The organism is Polaromonas sp., assembly GCF_013817205.1.
In the GTDB taxonomy this organism is placed as follows: domain Bacteria; phylum Pseudomonadota; class Gammaproteobacteria; order Burkholderiales; family Burkholderiaceae_C; genus Polaromonas.
Window position 1 is genome coordinate 1 of record NZ_JACDDD010000005.1, and the last position, 24,297, is coordinate 24,297.

General features: G+C 63.3%; 24 protein-coding genes. 7 read left to right on the forward strand and 17 right to left on the reverse strand.

From position 1 onward, the window contains the following. Window positions 1-253 precede the first annotated feature (253 nt). On the forward strand, window positions 254-1,372 hold the full coding sequence (locus H0W47_RS01960) for an ABC transporter substrate-binding protein (protein WP_296919861.1): 1,119 nt from the start codon (window positions 254-256) through the stop codon (window positions 1,370-1,372). Window positions 1,373-1,380: 8 nt separating this feature from the next. Here H0W47_RS01960 and H0W47_RS01965 read toward each other — a convergent pair whose 3' ends face one another. The 9 genes from H0W47_RS01965 to H0W47_RS02005 form a co-directional block, all read right to left on the reverse strand. Continuing rightward, window positions 1,381-2,019, reverse strand: coding sequence for a 2-hydroxychromene-2-carboxylate isomerase (locus H0W47_RS01965; RefSeq protein WP_296919863.1), 639 nt, complete (start codon window positions 2,017-2,019; stop codon window positions 1,381-1,383). A 44-nt stretch (window positions 2,020-2,063) separates the two neighbouring features. Beyond that, the gene (locus tag H0W47_RS01970; protein WP_296919866.1) at window positions 2,064-2,804 is read right to left on the reverse strand and encodes a YbaK/EbsC family protein; all 741 of its coding nucleotides are present in this window, start codon (window positions 2,802-2,804) and stop codon (window positions 2,064-2,066) included. A gap of 20 nt (window positions 2,805-2,824) precedes the next feature. Next, window positions 2,825-3,733, reverse strand: coding sequence for a hydroxymethylglutaryl-CoA lyase (locus tag H0W47_RS01975; protein ID WP_296919869.1), 909 nt, complete (start codon window positions 3,731-3,733; stop codon window positions 2,825-2,827). A 182-nt stretch (window positions 3,734-3,915) separates the two neighbouring features. Continuing rightward, complete coding sequence (locus tag H0W47_RS01980) at window positions 3,916-4,845, reverse strand: glyoxylate/hydroxypyruvate reductase A (protein ID WP_296919871.1); 930 nt, start codon at window positions 4,843-4,845, stop codon at window positions 3,916-3,918. Between the two features lie 43 nt (window positions 4,846-4,888). Beyond that, entirely contained in the window at window positions 4,889-6,880 is a 1,992-nt protein-coding gene (locus H0W47_RS01985) for an acetyl/propionyl/methylcrotonyl-CoA carboxylase subunit alpha (protein ID WP_296919874.1), read from the reverse strand. Window position 6,881: 1 nt separating this feature from the next. After that, entirely contained in the window at window positions 6,882-7,547 is a 666-nt protein-coding gene (locus H0W47_RS01990; protein ID WP_296919877.1) for a DUF4126 domain-containing protein, read from the reverse strand. Next, window positions 7,548-8,693: a CocE/NonD family hydrolase gene (locus H0W47_RS01995; protein WP_296919880.1), complete on the reverse strand. Its 1,146-nt coding sequence runs from the start codon at window positions 8,691-8,693 to the stop codon at window positions 7,548-7,550. It lies immediately after the preceding gene. 18 nt (window positions 8,694-8,711) lie between these two features. After that, a complete protein-coding gene (locus H0W47_RS02000; RefSeq protein WP_296919884.1) occupies window positions 8,712-9,497 on the reverse strand; it encodes an enoyl-CoA hydratase/isomerase family protein in 786 nt (261 codons plus the stop codon). 3 nt (window positions 9,498-9,500) lie between these two features. Continuing rightward, on the reverse strand, window positions 9,501-11,123 hold the full coding sequence (locus tag H0W47_RS02005; protein WP_296919888.1) for a carboxyl transferase domain-containing protein: 1,623 nt from the start codon (window positions 11,121-11,123) through the stop codon (window positions 9,501-9,503). Between the two features lie 155 nt (window positions 11,124-11,278). On the opposite strand from H0W47_RS02005, the gene H0W47_RS02010 reads away from it, so the two are divergent. Continuing rightward, complete coding sequence (locus tag H0W47_RS02010; RefSeq protein ID WP_296919893.1) at window positions 11,279-12,328, forward strand: AraC family transcriptional regulator; 1,050 nt, start codon at window positions 11,279-11,281, stop codon at window positions 12,326-12,328. A gap of 12 nt (window positions 12,329-12,340) precedes the next feature. Here the strand turns inward: H0W47_RS02010 and H0W47_RS02015 are convergent, their stop codons facing one another. Both H0W47_RS02015 and H0W47_RS02020 read right to left on the reverse strand, forming a co-directional pair. Beyond that, on the reverse strand, window positions 12,341-13,003 hold the full coding sequence (locus H0W47_RS02015) for a PQQ-binding-like beta-propeller repeat protein (protein ID WP_296919895.1): 663 nt from the start codon (window positions 13,001-13,003) through the stop codon (window positions 12,341-12,343). A 9-nt stretch (window positions 13,004-13,012) separates the two neighbouring features. Next, window positions 13,013-14,236, reverse strand: coding sequence for a helix-turn-helix domain-containing protein (locus H0W47_RS02020; RefSeq protein ID WP_296919899.1), 1,224 nt, complete (start codon window positions 14,234-14,236; stop codon window positions 13,013-13,015). A 94-nt stretch (window positions 14,237-14,330) separates the two neighbouring features. Here H0W47_RS02020 and H0W47_RS02025 point away from each other — a divergent pair, with 94 nt between their 5' ends. The 3 genes from H0W47_RS02025 (at window position 14,331) to H0W47_RS02035 (ending at window position 16,527) form a co-directional block, all read left to right on the forward strand. Further along, a complete protein-coding gene (locus H0W47_RS02025) occupies window positions 14,331-15,137 on the forward strand; it encodes a DUF899 domain-containing protein (RefSeq protein ID WP_296919902.1) in 807 nt (268 codons plus the stop codon). After that, window positions 15,121-15,879, forward strand: coding sequence for a DUF2182 domain-containing protein (locus tag H0W47_RS02030; RefSeq protein WP_296919905.1), 759 nt, complete (start codon window positions 15,121-15,123; stop codon window positions 15,877-15,879). The genes H0W47_RS02025 and H0W47_RS02030 overlap by 17 nt, the downstream gene beginning before the upstream one ends. A gap of 189 nt (window positions 15,880-16,068) precedes the next feature. Further along, on the forward strand, window positions 16,069-16,527 hold the full coding sequence (locus tag H0W47_RS02035) for a PA2169 family four-helix-bundle protein (RefSeq protein WP_296919908.1): 459 nt from the start codon (window positions 16,069-16,071) through the stop codon (window positions 16,525-16,527). A 229-nt stretch (window positions 16,528-16,756) separates the two neighbouring features. Here the strand turns inward: H0W47_RS02035 and H0W47_RS02040 are convergent, their stop codons facing one another. The 3 genes from H0W47_RS02040 to H0W47_RS02050 form a co-directional block, all read right to left on the reverse strand. After that, window positions 16,757-17,131, reverse strand: a complete 375-nt coding sequence (locus H0W47_RS02040) for a YciI family protein (RefSeq protein WP_296919910.1) — start codon at window positions 17,129-17,131, stop codon at window positions 16,757-16,759. Between the two features lie 116 nt (window positions 17,132-17,247). Continuing rightward, on the reverse strand, window positions 17,248-17,925 hold the full coding sequence (locus H0W47_RS02045; RefSeq protein ID WP_296919913.1) for a glutathione S-transferase family protein: 678 nt from the start codon (window positions 17,923-17,925) through the stop codon (window positions 17,248-17,250). Between the two features lie 13 nt (window positions 17,926-17,938). Next, window positions 17,939-18,361 carry a DoxX family protein gene (locus tag H0W47_RS02050; RefSeq protein WP_296919916.1) on the reverse strand — a complete coding sequence of 141 codons (423 nt, stop codon included), beginning with the start codon at window positions 18,359-18,361 and terminating at the stop codon, window positions 17,939-17,941. A 79-nt stretch (window positions 18,362-18,440) separates the two neighbouring features. Here H0W47_RS02050 and H0W47_RS02055 point away from each other — a divergent pair, with 79 nt between their 5' ends. Continuing rightward, entirely contained in the window at window positions 18,441-19,325 is an 885-nt protein-coding gene (locus H0W47_RS02055) for a LysR family transcriptional regulator (protein WP_296919919.1), read from the forward strand. On the opposite strand, the gene H0W47_RS02060 is transcribed toward H0W47_RS02055, so the two are convergent. Beyond that, entirely contained in the window at window positions 19,322-20,482 is a 1,161-nt protein-coding gene (locus H0W47_RS02060; RefSeq protein WP_296919923.1) for an aminotransferase class V-fold PLP-dependent enzyme, read from the reverse strand. The genes H0W47_RS02055 and H0W47_RS02060 overlap by 4 nt on opposite strands. A 212-nt stretch (window positions 20,483-20,694) precedes the next feature. Continuing rightward, window positions 20,695-21,507 (reverse strand): oxidoreductase, encoded by an 813-nt coding sequence (locus H0W47_RS02065; RefSeq protein ID WP_296919926.1) that lies wholly within the window; start codon window positions 21,505-21,507, stop codon window positions 20,695-20,697. Between the two features lie 81 nt (window positions 21,508-21,588). Here H0W47_RS02065 and H0W47_RS02070 point away from each other — a divergent pair, with 81 nt between their 5' ends. After that, the gene (locus tag H0W47_RS02070) at window positions 21,589-22,035 is read left to right on the forward strand and encodes a helix-turn-helix domain-containing protein (RefSeq protein ID WP_296919929.1); all 447 of its coding nucleotides are present in this window, start codon (window positions 21,589-21,591) and stop codon (window positions 22,033-22,035) included. A gap of 184 nt (window positions 22,036-22,219) precedes the next feature. Here H0W47_RS02070 and H0W47_RS02075 read toward each other — a convergent pair whose 3' ends face one another. After that, complete coding sequence (locus H0W47_RS02075; protein WP_296919932.1) at window positions 22,220-24,259, reverse strand: DUF2868 domain-containing protein; 2,040 nt, start codon at window positions 24,257-24,259, stop codon at window positions 22,220-22,222. Window positions 24,260-24,297: the final 38 nt, after the last annotated feature.

Consider the following 24,297-nt stretch of genomic DNA (forward strand, 5'->3'; position numbering starts at 1 on the left):
GTTCTTGCGTACACTTTGGCATTGGCAGTCCCCGGTTGCAATTGACATCGAACACCAATGACAACGCGCTTCGGCACGGGGCTGCCGACTCCTGCTAATGAAATATCCGGGCTAGCAGTCCACTGGCGTTTGCGAGGCGTGGGGTTAAGACTTCACAGGCTACAACTGGGCACATCTCTCCGGTTTCGCCTTCGTAGTTTCCACAAGGGAAAGACGAGACGTCCGCATAGACTCAAAGACCAAGGAGACAGTCATGAAGAAATTGAATAGGTGGTTTGCGACCTTTGCCCTGACGGCCCTCAGCTTTGGGGCACAAGCGCAGTTGCTGGTCGGGCAAACCGCTGGATTTACCGGCCCTGTGGGCGCGGGCGTGAAGGAAACCACCGACGGCGCCAAGCTTTACATCGAAGCGGTCAATGCCAAAGGCGGCGTCAATGGGCAGAAAATCGAGCTGATCTCGCTCGACGACAAATTCGACCCCAAGCAGGCAGGTGAAAACGCCCGCAAGCTGATCGAAGAGCAGAACGTGCTGGCCTTGTTCCTCACACGCGGAACGCCCCACACGGAAGCCATCCTTCCGCATCTGGACAAACACAACGTGCCGCTGGTCGGCCCGTCCACCGGTGCCATGGTGCTGCACCTGCCGGTCCAAAAGCATGTCTTCAACGTGCGCGCCACCTACCAGCGTGAGGCCGAGAAAGCCGTGGCCCACCTGAACTCCATGGGCATCACGCGCATTGCGATTGTTCATGCCGACGACAGTTTCGGCGCCGACGGCGTGGCCGGTGCGCAAAAAGGCCTGATCGCAGCCAAGCTCCAGCCTTCCGTTCTGGAGAAAATCAACCGCGCCAAGCCTGACTTCGGCCCCATCACGCCCAAGATTGTTCAGACCAACACACAGGCCGTCATCATGGTGGCCTCTGGCCAGGCGGTGGTTGATGGCATCAAGGCTTTCCGGGCCGCCGGTTCTGCCGCGCAGATCGTCACGCTGTCCAACAACGCGTCCGGGGGCTTCATCAAAAGCCTGGGCGACAACGCCCGCGGCGTGATCGTGACGCAGGTCTTCCCTTACGAACGCTCCATTGCCTTTGCCTTTGCCATGGTCAAGGAAGCCCAGGAAATGGCCAAAGCCAAAGGCGCGAGCGACATCAGCCCGGCCATGCTCGAAGGATTTGCCGCCGCCAAGGTACTGGTAGAAGGACTGCGCCGCGCCGGCCCCAAACCCACCCGCGAAAAAATCCAGGCGGCATTGGAAGGCATACGCAAGCTCGATCTGGGTGGGCTGGAAGTGAGCTATTCAACGGAAGACCACACCGGGCTGGATTTCGCCGACCTGTCCATCATCGGCACAGACGGCAGGTTCAGGCGTTAAAAAAATAGCTACTTCCGGCGTTGAACACCCGGCAACTGCGCTGCAGCGTCCCAGGCGGCGCCGTCAAACCAGGCGTCACCCAGAAGGAAAGCCCGCAGCATGGGCAAGGCGTCGAGGCCCCAGAAGAGCTTGCCGTCCACCGCTAGCGCAGGCACCCCAAACACACCCTGCGCAATGGCCTCGTCGCTGTTCGCCTTCAGCTGCGCCTTGACGTCTGCGCCGTCCGGATCGCGCTGCGGCGCCAGTTGCGCCGAGAGCGCGGCCACACGCTGCGGGTCCACGGCCTCAGCCCCCCCCTGCCAGACATGACGAAACAGCGTCTCGCAGACATAACGGTTGGGTGAGCCATGCGCCGGGCAGGCAACGGCCAGGCGCAGCAGGGCCAGCGGATTGAAAGGGTGGCTTGCAGGCAGTTGCAGCGAAACGCCTTGCTGGTGCGCCAGCCACACTACTTGCCGATAGGTCCATTCGCGCTTGCCGGTAAGTTCTGCGGGGCCGAGCTGGCCATGGTGCTTGAGCAGGCCGGCAAACAGTAGCGGCTTGTAGCACACGCTGTAACTGAGGCCTTTCAGGGCTTCAGGCAGTTTCTCGAACGCCAGGTAGGCGTAAGGCGAAATGAAATCCAGGTAGAAGGTGATGTGTTTCATCGGTCTGGCCAGCGCTGGGGCCTGCTGTGGATGACTGACGGGTATCACGGCTGCGCCTTCAGCGCTGCGGTGCGCTGCTCGATCAGGGTCCAGACCTCACGCTTGCCGGCATCGCTGCACTGGGCCCAGGCAGCGATTTCTTCGCGCGTGCGAAAGCAGCCTTCACACCAGCCGGTGAGCGTGCTCATGCGGCACACCGAGTTGCAGGGAGAGGGAATGTTTTCGGTCTCAGCCCTTATCTGACAAGCGCGGATAGCTATCAAGTTGATAGCATGTTGCTGCGAAACCTGCTCCTGCACCACATCCACCGCCACATTGCTGACCGGGGCGCCGGTCAGATCCACCAGTTGCTGCGGGCTCAGTTTGAACACGCCATGCGGGTGGCCGGCCGCCGCCCAGATTTCGTCAAAGCGCAGCAGGCTCTGGTCGATCAGCGTGACAGGTGGTGTGGTGTGCGCCAGCGGCGACACCCCGCCTATCGAAAACCCGGTGCGCGCTTTGACGAATTCCGCGTCGGCCCGGCCCAGGCGCTTGCCGTCAGGGCAGACCAGCGCCTCGACCTTTCGCTCATCGACGCGCTGGTCACCGGCCGTGATGACCAGCACCGCCATATCGTCCGACTTGCGGCGGAAAATAATGCTCTTGGCAATCTGGCCGAGGGCGATACCCAGCGCATCGGCGGCCTGCTGCGCGGTTCGTGCCGCGTCGTTGAGCATCACGGGCATGTGCGGATGGCCTTTCGCCTCCAGCACAGCCGCGACACGCTGCACGCCTTCTGGCAACACTGTCAGCTCTCCACCGCACATCACCCTGCCCTCTTGTTGAGCAAGGCGGTCGAAGCCCGGGAATTGGGCTTGCGCTCCAGGAAGTCGCTGATGAACTTGCCGGCGTCGATCAGCTTGTCAAGGTCGATGCCGGTCTCTATGCCCATGCCCTGCAGCATGTAGACCACGTCTTCGGTCGCGACATTACCGGTGGCCCCCTTCGCATAAGGGCAGCCACCGAGGCCGGCCGACGAGGTGTCGTACTGCCAGATGCCCATCTGCAGGCTGGCCAGGGTGTTGCCCAGGGCCTGGCCGTAGGTGTCATGGAAATGGCCCGAAATATCGTCCACGCCGTAATGCTGCAGCGCAGCCTCCATCGCGCGTTCAACCTTGACCGGTGTGCCAACGCCAATGGTGTCGGCAACGCCGATGTGCTGCACGCCAATTTCCTTCAGCAGGCGCGCGACCATGGCCACCCGTTCCGGCGCGATCTCGCCTTCGTAGGGGCAGCCGACGGCGCAGGAGATGGCGCCGCGCACATGAATGTTGCTCGCGCGCGCCGCCTCGGCGACCGGGCGAAAACGCTCAATGCTTTCTTCAATTGAACAGTTGATGTTGCGCTGGCTGAAAGCCTCGCTCGCCGCAGCAAACACCACAATCTCGTCCGGCTTCGACAGCACCGCCGCCTCGAAACCCTTCATGTTGGGCGTCAGCACCGAATAACGCACACCCGGCTTGCGTGTAATGCCGGCCATGACGTCGGCCGCGTCGGCCATCTGCGGCACCCACTTGGGCGATACAAAACTGGTGACCTCGATCTCGGTCAGGCCGGCGTCCTGCAGGCGGTGCACCAGCTCGATCTTGACGGATGCAGGCACCGGCGCCTTTTCGTTCTGGAGCCCGTCGCGCGGCCCGACATCGACGATTTTGACTTTGGAGGGGTACTTCATAAAGACTCTTTCACGAGATGCGGGCGGGAACTGCAGGGAGTGAACGACCACGGAGCTCATCAGGCAAGCAGGGGCCGCGAGTCTGGCTTTGCCAGCCTGCAGGCGCAGCGGCCCCTTTCGTGGTGAAAGGGGCAGGGAGACGCCGTAGGCAACACGCAGTGAGTGACCGTGGGGGCAACATTTCAGTATCCTCTGTTGGGATCAACCACACCGGCCAGGCTGGTGATCGGCGTACCGCCCTCGACAGCCCGGATCTTGCCGGCAATCTGCGCAATGGTTTCCTCGCGCAGCGTGCGTGCTGAGGTATGCGGCGTGATATTGATTTTCGGGTGTTTCCAGAAAGCGTGATCTGTCGACAGCGGCTCGTTGCGAAACACGTCAAGGGTGGCGCCAGCGATGTGCCCACCGTCGATCAGCGCAATCAGGTCCTCGTCGACCAGGTGCGCACCGCGCGCGACATTGATGACATAAGCGCCCGGCTGCAGTTTCGAGAGTGTCTCCCGGTTCATGATGTTGGTGGTCTCAGGCGTGAGCGGCAGCAGGCACACCAGCACGCGCGAGGCCGCCAGAAAGTCCGCCATGCCCGCCTCGCCCGAAAAACACTGGACACCTTCAATCGTCTTGGGCGAGCGGCTCCAGCCCTTGACCGGAAAATCAAACTGCGTCAGCGTGCGTGCTACGCGCTCGCCCAGCACACCCAGGCCCATGATTCCCACCGGAAAATTGGCGCGCATGAGCGGCTTGCGGTAAGACCATTTGCCGCTGCGGATGTCGGCCTCGTAACCGTCAAATTCGCGGAAGTGCCGGATCACCGCATGGCTCACGTATTCGGCCATCTGCACTGACATGCCGGCATCGTCCAGTCGCACCACCGATGCGGCAGGCGGCAGCCTGAGCTTGAGCAGGGCATCGACCCCAGCGCCGATGTTGAACAGGGCTTTGAGCTGCGGCTGCTCGTCGAGGAACTGCTGTGGCGGGGCCCAGACCACCCCGTAGTCCGCCGGCAGCGCGCCCGGGGTCCAGTCCTGCACGTTCGCCTCGGGAAGCTCGGCGCGCAGTCCGGCCACCCAGGGTTCGGGCTTGGCGCCGACGCAACAAAAAAGAAGGTTCATAAGCTTGATTGTGCCGTCACCGCGGCCTGCACGTGTGTTGCGCTCAGCTTGAGATTTTGAGCAGCTCCGCCCCCTCGGTGACCTGGTCACCGGGTGCGTAAAGCAGCTCCTGCACCACGCCGTCGGCCGGGGCGGCAATCGTGTGCTCCATCTTCATGGCCTCCATCACAGCCAACGCCTGGCCCTTGCTCACCTTGTCCCCAGCCTTCACCGCAAACGACACCACCTTGCCCGGCATCGGTGCCGTCAGGCGGCCGGCTTCGCCGTGGGCCTCGCCAGCATGAGCCAGCGGGTCGATCACGGCGATCTGGGTGGCGCCCTGGCGCGCAAACACGTGGACGGTTTCCCCACGGCGGTACAGTCGCGCGGTGAGGCGCTGGCCGCCGAAAGTCAGCGTGACCGCTTCACCTTCGCGGGTAAAGACCAGCAAGCCTTCCTCGCCGCCCGTTGCCAGCCGCAGCGCTCCGTCATGCAGGTAAGTCAGTTCGGCTTTCGCCGGCTCGCCGTGAAACTCGAATTCGAAGCGGCGCGTCGCGACGCCGTGTGAGCGCCAGCCGTCGCGCCGACTGAAAGGATCTGAGGTTTCCAGCGCTTTTTCTTCCAGCAGGCTCAAGGCCACGGCGGCGGCAGCGGCCAGGGGCAGGCCTATTTTTTCCTGCTTGAACAGCACCGCCTCCTCGCGCGGAATCAGCGCGGTGTCCAGATCGGCCTGGGCAAACGAACGGCTGCCCACCACATGGCGCAGGAACTGAACATTGGTGCTCAGGCCTACGATATGCACTTGCGCCAGCGCCTCGTCCAGACGCGCCAGCGCCTGCTCGCGCGTGTCGCCGTGCACGATCAGCTTGGCAATCATGGAGTCATAAAACGGCGAGATTACATCGCCCTCGCGCACCCCGGCGTCTACACGCACCAGGCCGCGTTCAAAGGAAACTGAAGGCGGCAGGCCGTAGACATGCAAGGTGCCGGTCGCGGGCAGGAAGTTGTTGTCCGGGCTTTCGGCGCAAATACGCGCTTCGATGGCATGGCCGTGGATGCGCAGCTCATCCTGCGCCAGCGGCAGTTCTTCGCCGGAGGCCACGCGCAATTGCCACTCCACCAGGTCGAGGCCGGTGATGGCTTCGGTGACGGGATGTTCAACCTGCAAGCGCGTATTCATCTCCATAAAGAAAAAGTTCATCGTGCCGTCGGTACGCTGTTCCACAATAAATTCGACAGTCCCGGCGCCGACGTAATTGACAGCGCGCGCGGCAGCCACTGCCGCCTCGCCCATCTGCCGGCGCATCGCTTCTGTCATGCCAGGCGCGGGGGCTTCTTCCAGCACTTTCTGGTGGCGGCGCTGCACCGAACAGTCGCGCTCGAACAGGTAAACGTAATTGCCATGGCTGTCGCCAAAGACCTGAATCTCGATATGGCGTGGGCGCTGCGCGTACTTTTCGACCAGCACCGCGTCGTCGCCGAAGCTGTTGATGGCCTCGCGCTTGCAGGACGCCAGCGCCGCGTCGAAGTCTTCAGACTTCTCGACGGCACGCATGCCTTTGCCGCCACCGCCGGCGCTGGCCTTGATCAGCACCGGGTAACCGATACGGTCAGCTTCGCGTTTCAGCAAGGCTGGATCCTGGTCGCTGCCGTGGTAACCGGGCACCAGCGGCACGCCAGCTTTTTCCATGAGTTGCTTGGACTCGGCCTTCAAACCCATGGCCTTGATGGCCGAGGCCGGCGGGCCGATGAAGACCAGCCCGGCATCGCCACAGGCCTGGGCGAACTCCTCGTTTTCGCTCAGGAATCCGTAGCCCGGGTGGATGGCCTCGGCGCCGGCGGCCTTGGCAGCAGCAATGATTTTTTCCCAGCGCAGGTAACTGTCTTTGGGCGCACTGCCACCGATGTGAACTGCCTCATTGCAAGCACGCACGTGTTGGGCATCCGCGTCGGCGTCCGAGTACACGGCGACAGTCTGGATGGCCATGCGGCTAGCCGTAGCTGCGACCCTGCAAGCTATCTCTCCGCGATTCGCGATCAGTATTTTCTTAAACATGTCAGTCGTTCTTTTTTGAAAAGGGAGATTTCAGGGTAAACGCCGGCGCCGGGCCGCTGTCCGATTGGCCGCTAAAGATGCGGGCCACACGCGCAAACAGTTGCCGCAGAAAGCGCCAGCAGGTGCGGATCAGCCAAATGCTGAAGACAAGCACCACCACCAGTACCGCGATAAACACCAGTGGATGGGCAACCGCCAGCCACAGGCCGGCCGGCACCAGGCCATCTTCCACCAGCGAGGCGCCTACATTGCTGAAGGGTTCGGGCGAGGTGTTGATGGCCGCTCGGGTTGTGGCCTTGGCCGCGTGGCTGGTGGCCGCCAGTGAGCCGCCCGCCAGGGCTGCCAGCAAAGCCATCACGCCGCTGTCGGCGCCAAACACCCCGGCCGCGAGTGCCGCGCCAGCCGGAATGCGAATGACGGTGTGTACCACGTCCCACAGCGAATCCAGCCCGGGGATTTTGTCGGCAAAAAACTCGACGAACACCAAGAAGCCACTGGCACCCAACACCACCGGGTTGGCCAGCAGGTGCAGGCCTTGCGGCAACTGGATCCAGCCCATGAAGCCGGCCAAGCCCGTGAGTAGCACAACCAGGTACAGCCGCACGCCGCTGGCCCAGCCGAGCGCGCCGGCAAGGGCGATCAGTTGCGCGGTGTCCATGGTTTGCATCTACATGCCCTCCGTCCACACCACGTCGTCATCGACCGAGTAGAGCTTGCAGTCTGCCTTTGCGAAACGCTTGCAGTTGTCCAGCGCCCGCCTGAGCGGGTCTTCGCCGCCATCGGCCCAGGCCCAGGCTCCGCTGGGGCCAATCGCAAACGCCCTGGGGACCAGCTTGGCAAGGTAGATCTTGTACCCGTTGCGGCCCGACTCCTTGACGTGGGGCAACCGGGTTTCGTCCTCCAGCGGTGCAAAAGATGTCTTCGGCGGGATGGGTGTCAACCCGGAAATCCTGTACTTCGAAAATTCCGCTTGTGGCTCGCTGGGCAGCCCCACCGCAGCCAGCAATCGGGTGACTTCCGGCTGCCAGATCGGTGCGCCAGCCCGGGAACCAAACATCGAATGAGCGTCCGAACCAAACTTGCCAAAGGCGACCAGTTTCGCTTTGCCCCCGGCAGCGTTGTAGCGCGCAAACATCGCCTGGAATGTATCGGTGTTGAAGTAGCTGTCGTTATCGCCATAAAACCATAGCGACGGCAAGCTGGTCTCTTTTCCATAGTCGGCCGCGGCACGGGCCAGCCCGCCCTCCCATCCAGTACAGGTTTCCTGGCGCAGGCCGCCGGCAAAGTTGATCAGCGCCCTCACGCCGGGATAGTTTTGCGGTCCAAAGGCGAGCGTGGTCCAACCCCCGTGCGACTGGCCCAGTACGACAATGCGCTGTTTGTCGGCCCATGGCTGGGCCGTCACGTGATCCAGCAGCGCTTTCACATCAGATGCCTGAACCCTGCCGTTGCTTTCGACATTGCAGCCGCCACCGATGTAGCTGCCACCTGATTTGGAGAACCCCTGCCGCATGGGCACCACCACCGCGTAACCGCGCTGCATGAAATAGCGGGCGGCCAGGGCGGGCCGGTAGCGCGACTGGAAACGGGGGTCGCCCGAGGCTTTTCCGTGATTAATCACTGCTATCGGGAAAGGGCCGGGGCCGTCAGGTTTGTAGAGCGTGGTCTCCAGCTCTATCGTGAACAGCCCCGCCTTCGGCACCTGAATCACCACTTCATTGATTGACTCGTTAAGCTCCGCGGGCTGTGCCCGCAGATGGAGCGGAGCGCCAACCAGCAGGACAACAAGCAGGGTCAGTGTGTTTTTATTCATGACGTGCGAGTTGGATGATCAGGCAGACATCAACCAGGCAGGCTTGCGCTTCTGAAGGAAAGACTGCACACCCTCGCGGCCTTCGGGGCTCACACGGATGTCGGCAATGCCTTCGACCGTCATCTGGATCAACGACGGCGTGATTTCCTGATCGGCCACGTCCTGCACCAGCTTCTTGCACAGCTTGACCGCTTCGGGGCCGGCATTGACCAGCGTTTTTGCGAGTTCTGCGACCTTGCCATCCAGTTCGGCGGCTGCCACCACTTCATGCACAAAACCGATGCGCAGGGCCTCTGCCGCATCAAACCGTTCCGCAGTCAAAAAGTAGCGGTGCGCCGCACGTGCACCCATGGCGCGGATTACATACGGGCTGATGGTGGCGGGGATCAGGCCCAGCTTCACCTCGCTGAGGCAATAGCCGGCACTGTCCACCGACACCGCGATGTCGCAGGCCGCCACCAGGCCGGTACCGCCGGCATACACATCACCCTGCACTTTTGCAATTGTCGGTTTGGGGCAGCTGTAGACCACGCGCAGCATTTCGGCCAGAGCGCCGGCATCGGCGACGTTTTCATCGCGCGTGTAGTCGGCCATGCGCTTCATCCAGTTCAGGTCGGCGCCGGCACAGAAAGCCGTGCCATGGGCGGCCAGCACGATGCAGCGCACCTCCTCGCGTTTGGCCAGTTCAATGAACACTGCCGTCAGTTCACTGATGACTTCATCGTTGAAGGCATTGCGGACCTCGGGCCGGTTGAGGGTGACGGTGGAAACGCCACCGCCAAAATTGAGTTCAAGATGTTTCATGGCTTACATCCGGAACAAACCGAACTTCGTTTCGGGAATCGGTGCGTTCAGCGAAGCCCGCAAGCCCAGCGCCAGCATGCGGCGCGTGTCGGCCGGATCAATCACGCCGTCGTCCCAGAGCCGTGCGGTGGCGTAATAGGGATGGCCCTGGTCTTCGTACTGCCGACGTATGGGTGCCTTGAAGGCTTCTTCTTCCTCAGCGCTCCAGCTGCCGCCCTTGCCTTCAATACCGTCGCGCTTAACCGTGGCGAGCACACCGGCAGCCTGCTCGCCGCCCATGACGCTGATGCGCGCGTTCGGCCACATCCACAAAAAGCGCGGGCTGTAGGCGCGCCCGCACATGCCGTAGTTGCCGGCACCAAAACTGCCGCCGATGATGATGGTGAACTTGGGCACCTGGGCAGTGGCCACAGCCGTCACCATCTTGGCGCCGTTGCGGGCAATGCCTTCGTTTTCGTACTTGCGGCCCACCATGAAGCCGGTGATGTTCTGCAAGAACACCAGTGGAATCTTGCGCTGGCAACACAGCTCGATGAAATGAGTGGCCTTCAGGGCCGACTCGCTGAACAGAATGCCGTTGTTGGCGATGATGCCCACCGGCATGCCTTCAATATGCGCAAAACCACAGATCAGCGTGGTGCCATACCGCGCCTTGAACTCGTCAAACTCGCTGCCATCCACGATGCGGGCAATGATCTCGCGCACGTCAAAGGGTTTTCGGGTGTCCACCGGAATCACGCCGTACAGCTCTTCTGCTATAAATTCAGGAGCTACTGGCGCACGTGGGATAAGGGCTGGAGCCGTATTTTTATTCAAATTCTTGACGCAGTTGCGTGCCAGCGCCAGTGCGTGCAGGTCGTCCTGCGCCAGATGATCCGCCACACCCGAAAGACGGGTATGGACGTCGCCACCGCCCAGGTCTTCGGCCGTGACCACTTCGCCCGTGGCCGCCTTGACCAGCGGCGGCCCACCCAGAAAAATCGTGCCCTGGTTCTTGACGATGATGCTTTCATCGCTCATGGCCGGCACGTAAGCGCCCCCCGCAGTGCAACTGCCCATGACCACAGCGATCTGCGCAATGCCCTGCGCGCTCATGTTGGCCTGGTTGTAGAAGATGCGGCCGAAATGGTCGCGGTCGGGAAAGACCTCGTCCTGGTTCGGCAAATTGGCGCCGCCCGAATCGACCAGGTAAATACAGGGCAGGCGATTCTGCTGCGCCACTTCCTGCGCACGCAAATGTTTCTTCACCGTCATCGGGTAGTAGGTGCCGCCCTTCACCGTCGCGTCGTTGCACACAATCATGCAGTCCACCCCGTTGACGCGGCCAATGCCGGTGATCACGCCGGCGCAGGGCGCGCTGTCGCTGCCGTCACGGTCCGGGTACATGGCCAGCGCGGCCAGCGGCGCCAGCTCGAGGAAGGGCGTGCCCGGGTCCAGCAGCATCTGCACCCGCTCGCGCGGTGGCAGCTTGCCGCGCGCCACGTGTTTGGCCCGGGCGGCTTCACCGCCGCCGGCAGCGGCCTTGGCCACCTGCAGCTTCAAGTCATCAACCAGCGCGCGCATGGCGGCTGCGTTGGCCTGAAAGTCGGCCGAGCGGGCGTTGAGTTTGGTTTCCAGAACTGGCATGTGTCTCCTCTGTGCGGCGGGGTGCGTGGGGTGGGTCTGCGGCTGGGCCAATTCCTTGCACACCATAACGCGAAATCGCTCAGCTTAGGCGCTAATGCGGCCCGACAGTCGCCACACAGGTTGCAAATCGTGCCATTTTTTGAGAAACTGGCGCCATGTCTGTCCGACCCGTACCCGAGACCCTAGGCTCGCCCGTGGCCGTCACGCCCATGGCCTTTGCACGGGTGATTGCTGCCGCTTACCCGCTGTACGGCCAGAGCCCCGCCAACGCACTCAGGATGGCACAGATCACGCCAACCAGGCTTCAGCAAGCCGACGGCCGTATTACCTCGCGCCAGATGGAGGTCTTGTCCGGCACCGCCATGCAGGAGCTGGACGACGAAGCACTGGGCGCTTTCAGCCGACGCCTGCCCTGGGGCAGCTACGGCATGCTGGCCCGCGCATCACTGAGTGCGCCGGATCTGGGTGTGGCGCTCAAGCGCTGGTGCCGGCACCACAGCCTGCTGGCCGACGACATCCGGCTGCGACTGGTGATAAGCGGCGACAGTGCCGCCATCAACATCGAGGAACGCAGTGACTTGGGCCGCCATGGCGAGGATGCGCGCGCCTTCTGCCTGGTGCACGTGCTGCGCAACATCCACGGCTTGGCCTGTTGGTACATCGATTCACGCATCCCGCTGCAGGGCGCGCGTTTCCCATTTGCCGCGCCGCCGCATGCTGACGCTTATGCGCTGATGTTTCCCGGCGCGCTGCACTTCGGCGAGGCGCAGGCATCCATTCGCTTCGATGCGCGTTACCTGGCGCTGCCGCTGCGTCGCGACGAAAAGGCCCTGACCCAGATGCTGCAGCGCGCCCTGCCGCTCACGGTGTTGCAGTACCGGCGCGACCGCCTGTTGGTGCAGCAGGTGCGCCAGGCGCTGGCCGCGTACCCAGAGCAGGCGCACAAGGCCGACGGCCTCGCGGCGCTGCTCAATATCTCGACACGCACCCTGCACCGGCAACTGAAGGAAGAAGGCGCATCGCTGCAGGCGCTGAAAGACGAGGTGCGGTTTGAACGCGCAAAGGATTTGCTGAACCGCAGCGACAAACCGGTCAAGCAGGTGGCCACGGCTGCAGGATTCAAAAACGAAAAAAGTTTTATCCGGGCTTTCCGCACGGCCACCGGCCTCAGCCCAGGCGACTTCCGCAAAGGCCTGCCGGGTTGATCTGCACCCGCGTCAGTTCACAGCCCGCGGTTTGCCCGCCGCCTGCCGCCTGGGCCGTTGCACCGCCCGGATAACCGCGCGGCCACCACCACCACAGTAAAAGCGGTCAGCGCCATCACACTCCAGCCCCGAAATGTTGGTGCCGGCCGGCATATCAAGCGCCTCCAGCGTTTCACCGGTCTGCGGATCAATGCGGCGCAGCTCGCTCTCCTCACCTTCCCAGGTGGCATGCCACAAGTCGCCGTCAACCCAGCTCACGCCGGTGACAAACCGATTCGATTCGATGGTGCGCAGCACAGCACCCGTTTGCGGATCGATTTGAACAATCTTGCGCTCGCGGTGCTGGCCCACCCACAAGGTGCCTTCAGCCCACGCCATGCCCGAGCATCCACCGCCAGGGGCGGGAATGGTGCCAAGCACGCGGCCACTGGCGGGATCTATCTTCTGGATTTGGTCTTCCGCGATCTGGAACAGGTGCTGACCATCGAAGGCCGTGCCCGCATGGGCAGGCAAATCGAAGCTGCGCGCTAGCTTGCCACTGTCCGGGTCCAGCGCATTGAGCTGCTTGCCCGATGCAAACCAGATGTGGCTGCCGTCATGGGTGACACCCGCGACATGTTCGATGCCGGGGAAGGGGCCGTATTCCCGAACGATGGTGGCTTTGTTGCGTTTCATGCCGCCATCCTACCCAGCCGGAAGCGAAGCAGGGAGTAACAAGATTGTCGTGAATCCTGCGACCACCGGCGTTGCCAGCCAGCGCCGTGACCGGCCCTGCCCCAGCGACAACACCTTGCCCACCAGCACCAGCGCTTCCAGCGCCCGCTGCACCGTGCGCTGGCTGGCGCCCAGGGCCAGCGCCAGGTCCGAGCTCGACCAGGACTCGCCGTCTGCAAGCAGGGCCAGGACCTCGCCATGGGAGCCCTCCATCGGTGGCGCCAGCACCGCCACCCCACCGTCATGATGCGGCGCCAGCACAAAGCCGCGCGGCGTGGCATTCACACTGGCCAGCGGCTTCAACAGTCTGCGAAGCCGCCCCATCTCGACCCGCAGCCGCGCGCGGTAGGACTCGTCCGCCTCCTTGCCGCGAAAGGCACGCGCAACCAGTGTCTCGCGCGGCACATCGGCAGGCCAGGCTTCGGCCAACGCACGGACCAGCGCAAACAGCACCGGCCGGCTGGTCAGAGGCACGGCGCTGCCCGACTGGCGCACGGCATAACGGCAGGCATCCACGACCAAGGTGTCGGTAGCGAACAGCGCCTCCACTTCTTCCAGCCGCAATGCGCGCTCCTCGCCGCGCGTGATCAGGCGCGCCGCGGGCGCGTCGAGTGCGAGCGAGGCAGATTTGACTTCTTCCAGCAGCGCGGCAATGCCGGCCTGGCGCGCGGCACGCTCGGCACCTGCAAGTGCAGACCGCGCCTCAGTGATGCGCAGGCGCCGCACCGCCAGGCCCGCGACCGCCAGCGCGTGCGCAGCGGCAGATGCGGGTGGCAGCGGCGTCGGATCCAGCCCAGCGAGTGTGTGTTCAGCGTCATCGAGCTTGCCGATCAGCAGCAGGCGCCGTGCCTGCAGATGCCCGGCATGGGCGGCGTTGGCCCGGTCACCGTGGGCTTCCAGCGTCGCGCGGGCCGCATCCAGCGCCGTGGCCGGCCAGCCCAGGTCGCGCGATACCAATGCAATCTCGGCTTCGGCCACCACACAACGCGCGCGGGCCACCGCTTCTTTCGCACCGAAAGCGCGCGCCGCACTGCGCAGCAGCAGCTTGGCGCGCACCAGGTCGCCCAGCCGTGCCATCGCAATGCCGCGCAGCGCAAGCGCGGGCGCGTCGTTGCGCAGGGCCACGCGCTTGAGTGCGCCCAGCACATCGCCGGCGGCCAGTGCCAGCGCGGCAGCCGTGATCAGTGCGTCCATTCGAATCCCGCCACATTTGTCACTCTCACATCTCCCTGTTTTATTTTTACTATAAGCCCGCGCTTGATCAACAACCCACGAAAGGAACTCAGCGATGACAACTCACAACACAGCAACCCGCGATGAATGGATGGCTGCACGCCTCGAACTGCTTGCCGCCGAAAAGGAATTCACACGCCGCAGCGACGCACTCGCGCAGCAACGCCAGCAACTGCCCTGGGTGCGGCTGGACAAGGCCTATCACTTCGACACCGACGCAGGCAAAGCCACACTCGACGACCTGTTTCAGGGCCGCTCGCAACTGATGATCTATCACTTCATGTTCGGGCCCGACTACACCATGGGCTGCCCCTCGTGCTCGATGATTGCCGACGGCTTCAACGGTTTTGCGGTGCACCTTGCCAACCACGACGTGACGCTGCACGCGGTATCACGCGCGCCGCTGGCCAAGCTGCAGGCTTTCAAAAAGCGCATGGGCTGGACCTTTCCCTGGGCCTCGTCCTCTGGCAGCGACTTCAACTTCGACTTCAATGTCTCGTTCACCGAGGACCAGCAGCGGAACAAGGGCATAGCCTACAACTTCAGCACGGAGCCGAAGTTTGTCTGGCGCAGCGGACAGGAAGGCGACAGCGCCGGCCCGGTGGCCGACCTCGCACGGGGCACCGGCACCGACCCGGCCACCTACACGCGCGAGCGGCCGGGCATGAGCACCTTTGTGCGCGAGGGCGGCGAGATTTACCACTGCTACTCGACCTATGCGCGCGGTGTGGACGGTCTGTGGGGTTCGTACCAGTGGCTGGACCGCGCGCCGCTGGGCCGCAACGAAACCGGCATTTGGTGGCGACGCCACGACGAGTACAAGCAAACGCCGGCGCCCGCGGCCCATGCCTGCTGCGTCTGAGTTGCTTCGCCGGCTGCCGGCCCTGGGCAACCCCGGCCCGTTGCTGTGGGTTGCCGCGACGCTGGCAACCATCGCGGGCAGCCTGTCCATGCAGGACATGGGCGAGGTGCCCATGCCCGGTGGCTGGACGCTTTCTACCACCTGGATGCCGATGTGCGGGCAAAGCTGGGCCGGCGCCGCAGCGTCCTTCACCGGCATGTGGGTGGTGATGATGGTGGCGATGATGCTGCCGGCAGTGTTACCTCAACTGCGGTACCGCAGGCCCGCATCCGCCATGGCGGCGGGGGCGGGCTACTTCTTCGTGTGGACCGTGTTGGGAGTGATCATCTTCGCGCTCGGTGCGGTGCTCACACAAGCCCTGCTGCAGTTAAATACGGTGGCGCGAACAGTGCCCGTGTTGTCAGGGCTGGTGGTGCTGCTGGCTGGTGTGTTCCAGTTCACCCGCTGGAAGGCGCGTCATCTCGCCTGTTGCCGGCAACCAATCACCCGATTGCCCACACAGGCCATGGCCGCCTGGCACCACGGCCTGCAGTTGGGCATCCATTGCATGTGCTCCTGCGCCGGGCTGACGACGCTGCTGCTGGTTCTGGGTGTGATGAATCTGCATGTCATGGCCATCGTGACGGCAGCGATCACTGCAGAACGCTGGGCCAAAGACGGTGAACGTGTGGCGCGTGCCGTCGGCGCCGTGATGGTTGTGACCAGCTTGCTTCTGATCGGGCGGGCCGTTGGGGCCGGCTGATTCGCCAGCCGCTGGCCCGGTGTGCGCAATCACCCGGCACATAAAAGGCATTGGCCTACAAGCCGAGGCCCCCACTGACGACGCCGCGCGCCCTGCCATCTTCTTAAGGTTGTTGCCAAGTTCCGGTCTTCATGACGGAGCCAGGAAGCATTTTTAACCCCATGCCCCCCGGGCCACAAAGGAAACACCATGTCTGACAACAAACAAGTTGTAAGCGTTCTTAACGATCTTCTGGAAAACTCGCGCGACGGCGAATACGGCTTCAAGACCTGCGCCGAGCAGGTCGAAACGGCGAGCGCCAAAGCGCTGTTCACTTCGCGCGCGGCCGGCTGCGCCGAAGCGGCCCGTGCACTCGAAGCCATGATTCGCCAGTACGGCGGCGAGCCGGCTGACGGCGGCACCGCATCGGGCGCACTGCACCGCGGATGGGTCCAGGTCAAGGGCGCGGTGGGCTTTGACAGTGAACTGTCCATCCTCGAATCCTGCGAAAAGGGCGAAGACGCGGCTATTGCGCGTTATCGCTCAGCCCTGAAAGAAGAAGGCCTGCCCGCCGACGTACGCAGCCTTATCGAACGCCAGGCCGCCGGCGCCCAGAAAAATCACGACCAGATCCGTGACCTGCGTGACGCAGCGCGTGCCCGCAGCTGAAGCTCTGCGTGCCCAAAAGAAGAGCCCCCCTCGGGGGCTTTTTTTGCGTCTTGCCGACGTGGCCAAGAACAGGTTTTTTGTGACCCACGGAGGGATGACCTGCCTCTTTATTGAGGCCACAGATGTGCGCGACGGTAAGCGCCACGACCCACGAGGGGAGACATCACATGCGGAAACCCGGCTGGCATGCTGCGGGATAACGGGTGCCGCACCCAAACAGAAGCCGGCGCTATTTCTTCACCGAACAAATCCCAATTGGGTGCACCTCAATCCCCCAGCCGATGTGTTCACCCAGCGTGGCGGCGGGATGCAGCGAAGCGATACGTATCGCCTCTTCCTTGTCGGCCGCTTCGATGACAAAAAAGCCGCCGACCAGCTCCTTGGCTTCGGCATAGGGGCCATCGGTCACTTGCGGTTTGCCGCCGCGCGGGCGCATGCCGAAGGTGGCTTTGGGGCCTTCGAGTGAGCCGCTCCAGACCAGCTTGCCCGTCTGTGCGAGGGCGGCGTCCTTGGCGGGCAAGGCCTCCACCAGCGTTTTCATGTCGGCGGGTGCCATGACGTCCATTTTTTCGGGGTCGTAGTAGGCAAGGCAAAGGTATTGCATGGCTTTTCTTTCTTCAGGTGTTGAACATTACACCTTGACGACGAATGACATGCCCGCATTTCGACAATCGATCCGTCAACCTTGAAAGAAAAGACGATGCGCTGCCAATGGGTCTCCTAAACCGCCAGCACGGCAGCCATTCGCCCCGACAGCGCTGACCTGCGCTGCTGCAGAAAAGTACTCAGCAGTTCCGGGTAGTCGGCCCCCACAGCCGTGCGCACCGAATCGCGTTGCGCCAGCGCCTGCCGCCAGGCATTGACCTTTGGCATATCGGCAAAGACACCAAAATCACCAATGGTGTCAAACACATCGAAGTACCGAAAGACCGGACCGAAAGCCGCATCGACCATGCTGAAATGGCTGCCGGCAAAGTAAGGGCCCGCTCCAAGCGCAGCCTCGATCTGCTGAACCTTTGCACGCAGCTCGGCGGCACGGGCAGCCAGAGCCTGCTCATCAGGTGCGTTGTAAAAGGCGCCAATGTTGTTGAGCACTGCGGAGCCAAACTCCATCCAGCCACGGTGGCGGGCGCGCTGCAGCGCGTCTTGTGGGTGCAGGCGCGGGGCGGCGGTGTCATCCAGGTACTCACAAATGACGGTGGATTCAAACACTGCTTCACCGTCCACCAGCAGCAACGGCGTCTTGCCCAGCGGCGAGAGTTTTAGAAACCAGTCGGGCTTGTTGGCCAGGTCAATGTCTTTGCGTTCGAAGGAGATGCCTTTTTCAGCCAGCACGATCGCGGCGCGCTGCACGTAGGGGCATAACTTGTGGCTGATTAATGTGAGGTGGGGTCTCATGGCTTGCCCTTGGTCAAACAGTGGGCACAAAGCGCTGGCTGCGGCGCAGCGCCAGGGCGCCGTCCCCTGCAAGCCACAGCGCAAGCGATGCGACCACGAGAAAAACCGGGTACTCCCAGCCGCCGCCCTTGTTGGTAAACAGCCAGCCGTTGGCAAAGTGCACCGATGCAGCCACAGCCATGACAGGCGTCAGCGCCAGCGACACCTGACGCGCGTAAACACCAAACAGAATCGCCGCACCACCCAGCAGCTCTACGGAAAACACAGGATAGGCCAGGAAGCCGGGAATGCCCACGCTCTCAAAAAACTGTGCGGTACCCGGCAGCGTGAAGACGAATAGCTTCAACAAGGCGTGGGCAATCCACATCACGCCCAGGCTGATGCGGAGCAGGGTCACGCCGTGGTCGGTAGCGTTGCTGTGTGGGGTTGGGTTCATTGCGTTTCTCCATGGGTTAAGTTGATGGAGCTAATGTAGTATTGCAATAACGCAATGAAAATAGGCGCAAATGCAAACCATGACTGCACAAACGCAATACAAACTCAGCGCCCCGGATCTGGAGGTGGTGCTGGCTCTGGTACGAACCCAAACGCTGGCAGAGGCGGGTGAGCGGCTTGCAGTGGATGCGTCTACCGTGTTCCGCTCACTGCAACGCATTGAGAAGGGGCTGGGCCAGCGCTTGTTTGAGAGATCACGTACAGGCTATCAGCCGCTGGAGCTGGCACAGATACTGGCCACCCATGGCGAGCAACTGGAGGTACAACTGGAGTCCGCCCGTTCTGCCGCGCAGGCTGAGCCGGAGCAGGTGTCGGGCAGTGTGCGCATCACCACCACCGACACCATCCTGCACGGGCTGGTGGCACCGGCACTGAAACTTCTGCAGTCAAGCCACCCGCTTCTGAGCTACGACCTCCATGCCGGCAATGAGTTGGCCAGCCTGACGCGGCGTGATGCCGACATTGCCGTGCGCGCCACCCGGCGACCACCGCAACACCTGGTGGGCAAACATGTGGGGCCGATCCGCATGGCCGTGTTCGGCTCCAAAAAAGGCGGGCCAAAAAGCTTTGACGCCGGCGTGGCGTCAAAAACCGGCTGGGTGGCGCCCGACGACGCCCTGCCTGACCACCCCTCGGTCACCTGGCGCAAAAAGCATTTCCCGAAAGTTTTGCCGCGCTACCGGGTCAACAGCATCCTCACCGTGGCGGAGCTGGTGGGCCAAGGGATGGGCATCGGCCTGCTTCCTGTCTTTCTGGCGCAAGGGCGAGGTGATTTGCGCGCCCTGACGGACACGCTGGATGAATGCCAGACAGAGCTCTGGCTGCTGACGCACACAGAATCAAGGCATTTGCGGCGAGTCTCGACGGTGTTCACGCATCTGGCCCGCCACATGGCTCTGGGCTAACCGGCGGCAGTCTCCACCACCCGCTCCGTCAGACCGATACGATCCAACGCATCCGCCAGGTTGGCAACCGTCTTGTCCACGTTGTGCCATTTGTCCAAACCGAACAGGCCGATGCGGAAGGTCTTGAAGTCGGGGCCTTCGTCGCACTGCAGCGGCACGCCGGCGGCGGTCTGCAGGCCTTCGGCCAGAAACTTCTTGCTGGACTGGATCTCGGGGTCGGTGGTGTAGCTGACCACGACGCCAGGCGCCTTGAAGCCTTCGGCGGCAACGCTGGGCAGGCCCCGGCCTTCAAATAACTTGCGCACCTTGCTGCCCAGGTCCACCTGCTCGGCCTTGACTTTGGCAAAACCATAAGCCTTGGTCTCCTGCATGGCGGCGCGCAGGCGCGTGAGGGCGTCGGTCGGCAGGGTGGCGTGGTAGGCGTGGCCGCCGCCTTCATAGGTTTCCATGATCTGCAGCCACTTCTTCAGGTCGCAGGCAAAACTGGAGCTGGTGGTGCCGTCGATGGCCGTGCGGGCGCGCTCGCTGAGCATGACCATGGCGCAGCAGGGTGAGCTGCTCCAGCCTTTTTGCGGGGCCGAGATCAGGATGTCCACGCCGGTGGCTTTCATGTCCACCCACATGGCGCCGGAGGCGATGCAGTCGAGCACAAACAAACCGCCCACCGCATGCACGGCGTCGGCCACGGCTTTCAGGTAGTTGTCGGGCAGGATCATGCCGGCGGCGGTTTCGACGTGGGGTGCAAACACGACGGCGGGTTTTTCTTTGGCAATCGCGGCCTGCACCTCGGCGATCGGCGCCGGAATCCACGGGGCTTGCGCGCCCTTGACAGTCTGCCGGGCCTTGAGCACGGTGTGCGAAGCGGGGATGCTGCCCATGTCGAAGATCTGCGTCCAGCGGTAGCTGAACCAGCCGTTGCGGATGACCATGACGTGTTTGCCGTGGGCGAACTGGCGGGCGACGGATTCCATGCCGTAGGTGCCGCTGCCGGGCACCAGCACCGCGGAATGCGCGCCATAGACTTCTTTGAGGATGCCGGAGATGTCCGTCATCACGCCCTGGAAGCTTTTGGACATATGGTTGAGCGCGCGGTCGGTGTAGACCACCGAGAATTCGAGCAGGCCGTCGGGGTCCACGTTGGGCAGCAATCCGGGCATAGGGTTTACTCAGGGTAGGTGAAAAACATCGGCTTGGCAGCTTAGCACGGTGGGCCTGGCGCTGCAGGGGCGCCCGGCAGGGACCCTGGATCCGGTCCGGCGTGACCGGCCCAGCGCCTCAGCCGCTATTAATTCAATAGCTGCTTGCGCCCGCCAGACGGGGGCTAGAGGCCGATTTAATGCATGAACCGCGCGCGCAGCGTGCTCGCGGCTTACGCCGGGAAGCCGTTGAACTTGCGCAGCGCCTTGTCGACCATGCTTTCGGGCATGTAACGGCGCAGCGTCCGCACCTGGCTGGACTGCTTGCCGGCCGAGTAACGCAACTTCGGTTTGGCGGCTGTGGCGGCCTTGACGACGACATCGGCAACGACCTGCGGGGCGTCGCCGGCCTCCATCAACGTGCGCATGAGCGCCTCGCTGCGTGCGCGGTCTTCGGCGTAGGTGGGCATGGGCTGGTCGGCGCGGGTCAGGTTCTCCTCAAAGGCGGTGCGTGTCACGCCGGGTTCGACCAGCACCACCCGGATGCCGAAGCGGCGCACCTCATGGTCCAGCGACTCGGTGTAGCCCTCGATCGCATGTTTGGTCGAGGCATAAAAGGCATTGAAGGGCGACGGGATCAGGCCCAGGATGGAGCTCATGTTGATGATGCGGCCGCCCTGCTGGGCGCGCATGACCGGCAGCACCGCGTTGACCACGCGGGCGACGCCGAAAACGTTGACGTCGAACAGGCGCTGCGCCTGGGCGATGGACGATTCCTCGGCCGCGCCGAGCAGGCCCACGCCGGCGTTGTTGACGACCAGGTCGATGCGCCCGGCCGGCCTGATAACTTCTTCCACCAGGCTTTTGACCGACGCCTCGTCGGTCACGTCGCAGACCAGCATGGTGATGCCCTGGGAGCTGGCGACCGTCTTGCGGCTGGTGCCGAACACCCGGTAGCCGGCTTGGGCCAGGGACCGGGCCGTGACCAGCCCGATGCCTGAAGACGCACCCGTCACGAGTGCGATACCCTTGTTTGTGTTGCTCATGTGATTTCCTTCAAAACAGGCTGGATTGCCGTTGAAAAGGATGTTACTATCAAAACAGTACTAAGTCACTATCAAAACGATATGATCGAAGAAAATAATTCGATGCCGGGCTGCCCGGTCGCCCGGGGCCTTGAATCCGTCGGCGACGCGTGGAGCATGCTGATCCTGCGCGACGCGCACGCCGGCATGGCCCGCTTCGACCAGTTCAGGAAGAACTTGGGGATTGCGCCCACCATGCTCACCAAGCGGCTGGCCGCGCTGACCGATGCGGGCTTGCTGGAAAAGCGCAGCTACTCCGAGCGCCCGCCGCGCGATGAGTATGTACTGACTGACGCCGGGCGCGACTTCCTGCCGGTGCTGATGATGATTGGGGCCTGGGCCCAGCGCAATTGCAGCGGCGACAGGCTGGCGCGGTATATCGACGACGAGACCGGCCAGGAAATCCAGCCCATGGCCATTGACGCGGTGACGGGCGCCCAACTTGGCAGCCGGCCGATGCACATGGGCTTGCCTCCTGAAGCGTCCTGACCGGGCAGGCTGGAGGGCGGGCATGGATCCCGGATCGATGTCCGGGATGACAAAACCGGGATTGATTCGCTATCAATTCAATAGCTGCTTATGCATACCAGTAAAGGGCTGAAGGCCGATTTGATGCATGAATTTCACCCCGGAACTCAAAACCCACCGAAGCGGGCTCGCGCGCACAGCCCGCTCAGGAAAGCTGTGCGCCCGGACCAACAACCTCCACGGGCGTGCTGGGCGGGTAAAGGGTGGCCAACACCGCCTGCACGGTGGCCATGAGCACAGGCGCCGCCTCGGACGCGATGGCGTCTGTGACTGCACCCCCGCCGGCGGACCAGAGCCGCGACAGCGCTGCCTTTCGATGCTGGATCTCTTTGGCCATCTCCTTTTCCCAGGCATCGCGAAGTCCGCTCGTTTCGGCATGCACCCTGACGGAATTGGAAATCTCCAGATAAAGCAGGAGGGCAGCTCCCGTCAGACGCTGCATCACGTCGGCGTCAACACCCTTTTTGTGCCGCTGCGCGGTCACCCAGCCGATGCCGGCACCCAGCAGCGCACCCAGGGCAGTGGCCGTGCCCAGGGTTAAAAATCCCGTTGATGCATCCACTGCAGCACCCACGCTGGCGCCGGTGGCCGCGCTGGCCGCCGTGACCGACTTTTTCCCCAGGGTGGCGGCAGGGGCGGTGTACTTCACCAACTGTCCCGCGAGTGCCAGACCGGTCGCCGGATCCAGGCGATGTATTTGCTGCAGGGCAAGAAACAGTTCGTCCCGCGCTTTTTCGATGGCGGTGACCGAGGCGTCGCCGTTGATGTGGACCGCGATGCCGGACAGGCAGGTCGCCACCGCTGCCATGCTGCGTTCAAGGCGCTGTTGTTGCTCGTGTTGCAGCTTGCTCTCTAGGCGATCCCACCCCGCCTGGGACCCAGAACCCGTCGCAAGCGCCAGCGCCCGGGTCAGCACCGGCGACTGTGGCCAGCTGTTCGCCAATTGATGGGCCGGGACAAGCACGGTTGGCAGACCGGACCAGGCCGATGGCAGGGGCTTGTCAGGCGGTTCCCCGGTATCGATGGACAACACGCAGTCCACCGGCGAACCAGCGCCGGGCTCCACCCACTGCAGCCAGTCACCCTCCGGCGTCGATATCACAAGCTGCTGCCCCAGCGGATCGTCTGCCACCAGCCGCGCCAAGCTGACAAACTGCCCATGTGTCGCGGCATTGGCGAAGGCCAGACCGATCTTCAGGCGGACGCGGCGCATGGCGGCCAGCACGGCCTGAAAGTAGGGCGCAGAAAGATCCAGTTGCAGCTGATGGCTGGCTGTGCGGGCGCGCACGGCGGACCAGGCGGCGAGCAGCAGGCGCGGCAGGATGACCAACAAGGCCGTCAAACCCACGTACATCCAGACCCATCTATCACCCGCCACGCTGTCGTTCTGGAAATTGCGCAAGGCCGTCACTTCGGCGAGGGTCAGCGGCGTGAGATTGAACACCCGGGTCGGCAGCCAGAAAATCAGTTCCAGCAGGCGGTGCACGCTTTCTGCACTCAAAAACGTGCTTTCCCAGCCGACCTTGTACTGAACAAACAGCCCGCGCCCCGCCAGGGACAGCGCGACGCCGGCGCCCCAGGCCGCCGCCGACAGATGCAGCACAGTTTTCCAGCGGTCAACGAGGAGGTGGCCGGCTACAAGCTGCCAACGCTGATAAAAACCAGCCATCACCCGGGCGCTGGTCCCGCGCTGACGCGAACGCCAGGCATCGAGCTGCCGGAGCAGCGACGGCAGCCAAGGCACGCGGGCCACGGGTTTCCGCCGCACCGCCAGAATGGCCAGCACGCAGTAAACCACCAGATTGAAGCCGATGATGATCAACAAGGGCGCAGACAGCAGATCGACCCGGTGGGGATTGCCGATCCGGTCGGTGGCGATGCCTGCCAGCAAAGCCAGCACCGGACACGCCAGCGCCAGCCCGGACCAGAGGGCGCCCGGGCGTTGCAATGCGCCCAGGGCCGGATGCTTTGCCGCCAGCAGGTCCACCAGGTGTCTGGCACGCGTGGCAAGCAGCTGATCATCGGGAACAACACGACCATCGGCCGCAGTCTCGCCCAGCTCATTCAGGGCCGCCAATGCAGCCGCCTTGCGCTCGGCTAGGCCGACCAGATCACCCCGGGGATCGTCATTCTCCAGCGCCTGCGCCAGCACGACTGTGCGGGCCCGATGCTCAGTGTCAGTCATCGGAAAACGCCCGTTGGCGGGCGCTCGACGTGAAGCAA

What these genes read in the sequence shown, in the direction of transcription:
- H0W47_RS02075 (WP_296919932.1), bottom strand. Translation starts at nt 24,259, where the DNA reads ATGACTGACACTGAGCATCGGGCCCGCACAGTCGTGCTGGCGCAGGCG.
- H0W47_RS01980 (WP_296919871.1), bottom strand. Translation starts at nt 4,845, where the DNA reads ATGAACCTTCTTTTTTGTTGCGTCGGCGCCAAGCCCGAACCCTGGGTG.
- H0W47_RS02015 (WP_296919895.1), bottom strand. Translation starts at nt 13,003, where the DNA reads ATGAAACGCAACAAAGCCACCATCGTTCGGGAATACGGCCCCTTCCCC.
- H0W47_RS02025 (WP_296919902.1), top strand. Translation starts at nt 14,331, where the DNA reads ATGACAACTCACAACACAGCAACCCGCGATGAATGGATGGCTGCACGC.
- H0W47_RS02060 (WP_296919923.1), bottom strand. Translation starts at nt 20,482, where the DNA reads ATGCCCGGATTGCTGCCCAACGTGGACCCCGACGGCCTGCTCGAATTC.
- H0W47_RS02070 (WP_296919929.1), top strand. Translation starts at nt 21,589, where the DNA reads ATGATCGAAGAAAATAATTCGATGCCGGGCTGCCCGGTCGCCCGGGGC.
- H0W47_RS02050 (WP_296919916.1), bottom strand. Translation starts at nt 18,361, where the DNA reads ATGAACCCAACCCCACACAGCAACGCTACCGACCACGGCGTGACCCTG.
- H0W47_RS02000 (WP_296919884.1), bottom strand. Translation starts at nt 9,497, where the DNA reads ATGAAACATCTTGAACTCAATTTTGGCGGTGGCGTTTCCACCGTCACC.
- H0W47_RS02005 (WP_296919888.1), bottom strand. Translation starts at nt 11,123, where the DNA reads ATGCCAGTTCTGGAAACCAAACTCAACGCCCGCTCGGCCGACTTTCAG.
- H0W47_RS02045 (WP_296919913.1), bottom strand. Translation starts at nt 17,925, where the DNA reads ATGAGACCCCACCTCACATTAATCAGCCACAAGTTATGCCCCTACGTG.
- H0W47_RS02035 (WP_296919908.1), top strand. Translation starts at nt 16,069, where the DNA reads ATGTCTGACAACAAACAAGTTGTAAGCGTTCTTAACGATCTTCTGGAA.
- H0W47_RS01985 (WP_296919874.1), bottom strand. Translation starts at nt 6,880, where the DNA reads ATGTTTAAGAAAATACTGATCGCGAATCGCGGAGAGATAGCTTGCAGG.
- H0W47_RS01965 (WP_296919863.1), bottom strand. Translation starts at nt 2,019, where the DNA reads ATGAAACACATCACCTTCTACCTGGATTTCATTTCGCCTTACGCCTAC.
- H0W47_RS01975 (WP_296919869.1), bottom strand. Translation starts at nt 3,733, where the DNA reads ATGAAGTACCCCTCCAAAGTCAAAATCGTCGATGTCGGGCCGCGCGAC.
- H0W47_RS01960 (WP_296919861.1), top strand. Translation starts at nt 254, where the DNA reads ATGAAGAAATTGAATAGGTGGTTTGCGACCTTTGCCCTGACGGCCCTC.
- H0W47_RS02055 (WP_296919919.1), top strand. Translation starts at nt 18,441, where the DNA reads ATGACTGCACAAACGCAATACAAACTCAGCGCCCCGGATCTGGAGGTG.
- H0W47_RS02040 (WP_296919910.1), bottom strand. Translation starts at nt 17,131, where the DNA reads ATGCAATACCTTTGCCTTGCCTACTACGACCCCGAAAAAATGGACGTC.
- H0W47_RS01995 (WP_296919880.1), bottom strand. Translation starts at nt 8,693, where the DNA reads ATGAATAAAAACACACTGACCCTGCTTGTTGTCCTGCTGGTTGGCGCT.
- H0W47_RS02030 (WP_296919905.1), top strand. Translation starts at nt 15,121, where the DNA reads ATGCCTGCTGCGTCTGAGTTGCTTCGCCGGCTGCCGGCCCTGGGCAAC.
- H0W47_RS02010 (WP_296919893.1), top strand. Translation starts at nt 11,279, where the DNA reads ATGTCTGTCCGACCCGTACCCGAGACCCTAGGCTCGCCCGTGGCCGTC.
- H0W47_RS01990 (WP_296919877.1), bottom strand. Translation starts at nt 7,547, where the DNA reads ATGCAAACCATGGACACCGCGCAACTGATCGCCCTTGCCGGCGCGCTC.
- H0W47_RS02065 (WP_296919926.1), bottom strand. Translation starts at nt 21,507, where the DNA reads ATGAGCAACACAAACAAGGGTATCGCACTCGTGACGGGTGCGTCTTCA.
- H0W47_RS02020 (WP_296919899.1), bottom strand. Translation starts at nt 14,236, where the DNA reads ATGGACGCACTGATCACGGCTGCCGCGCTGGCACTGGCCGCCGGCGAT.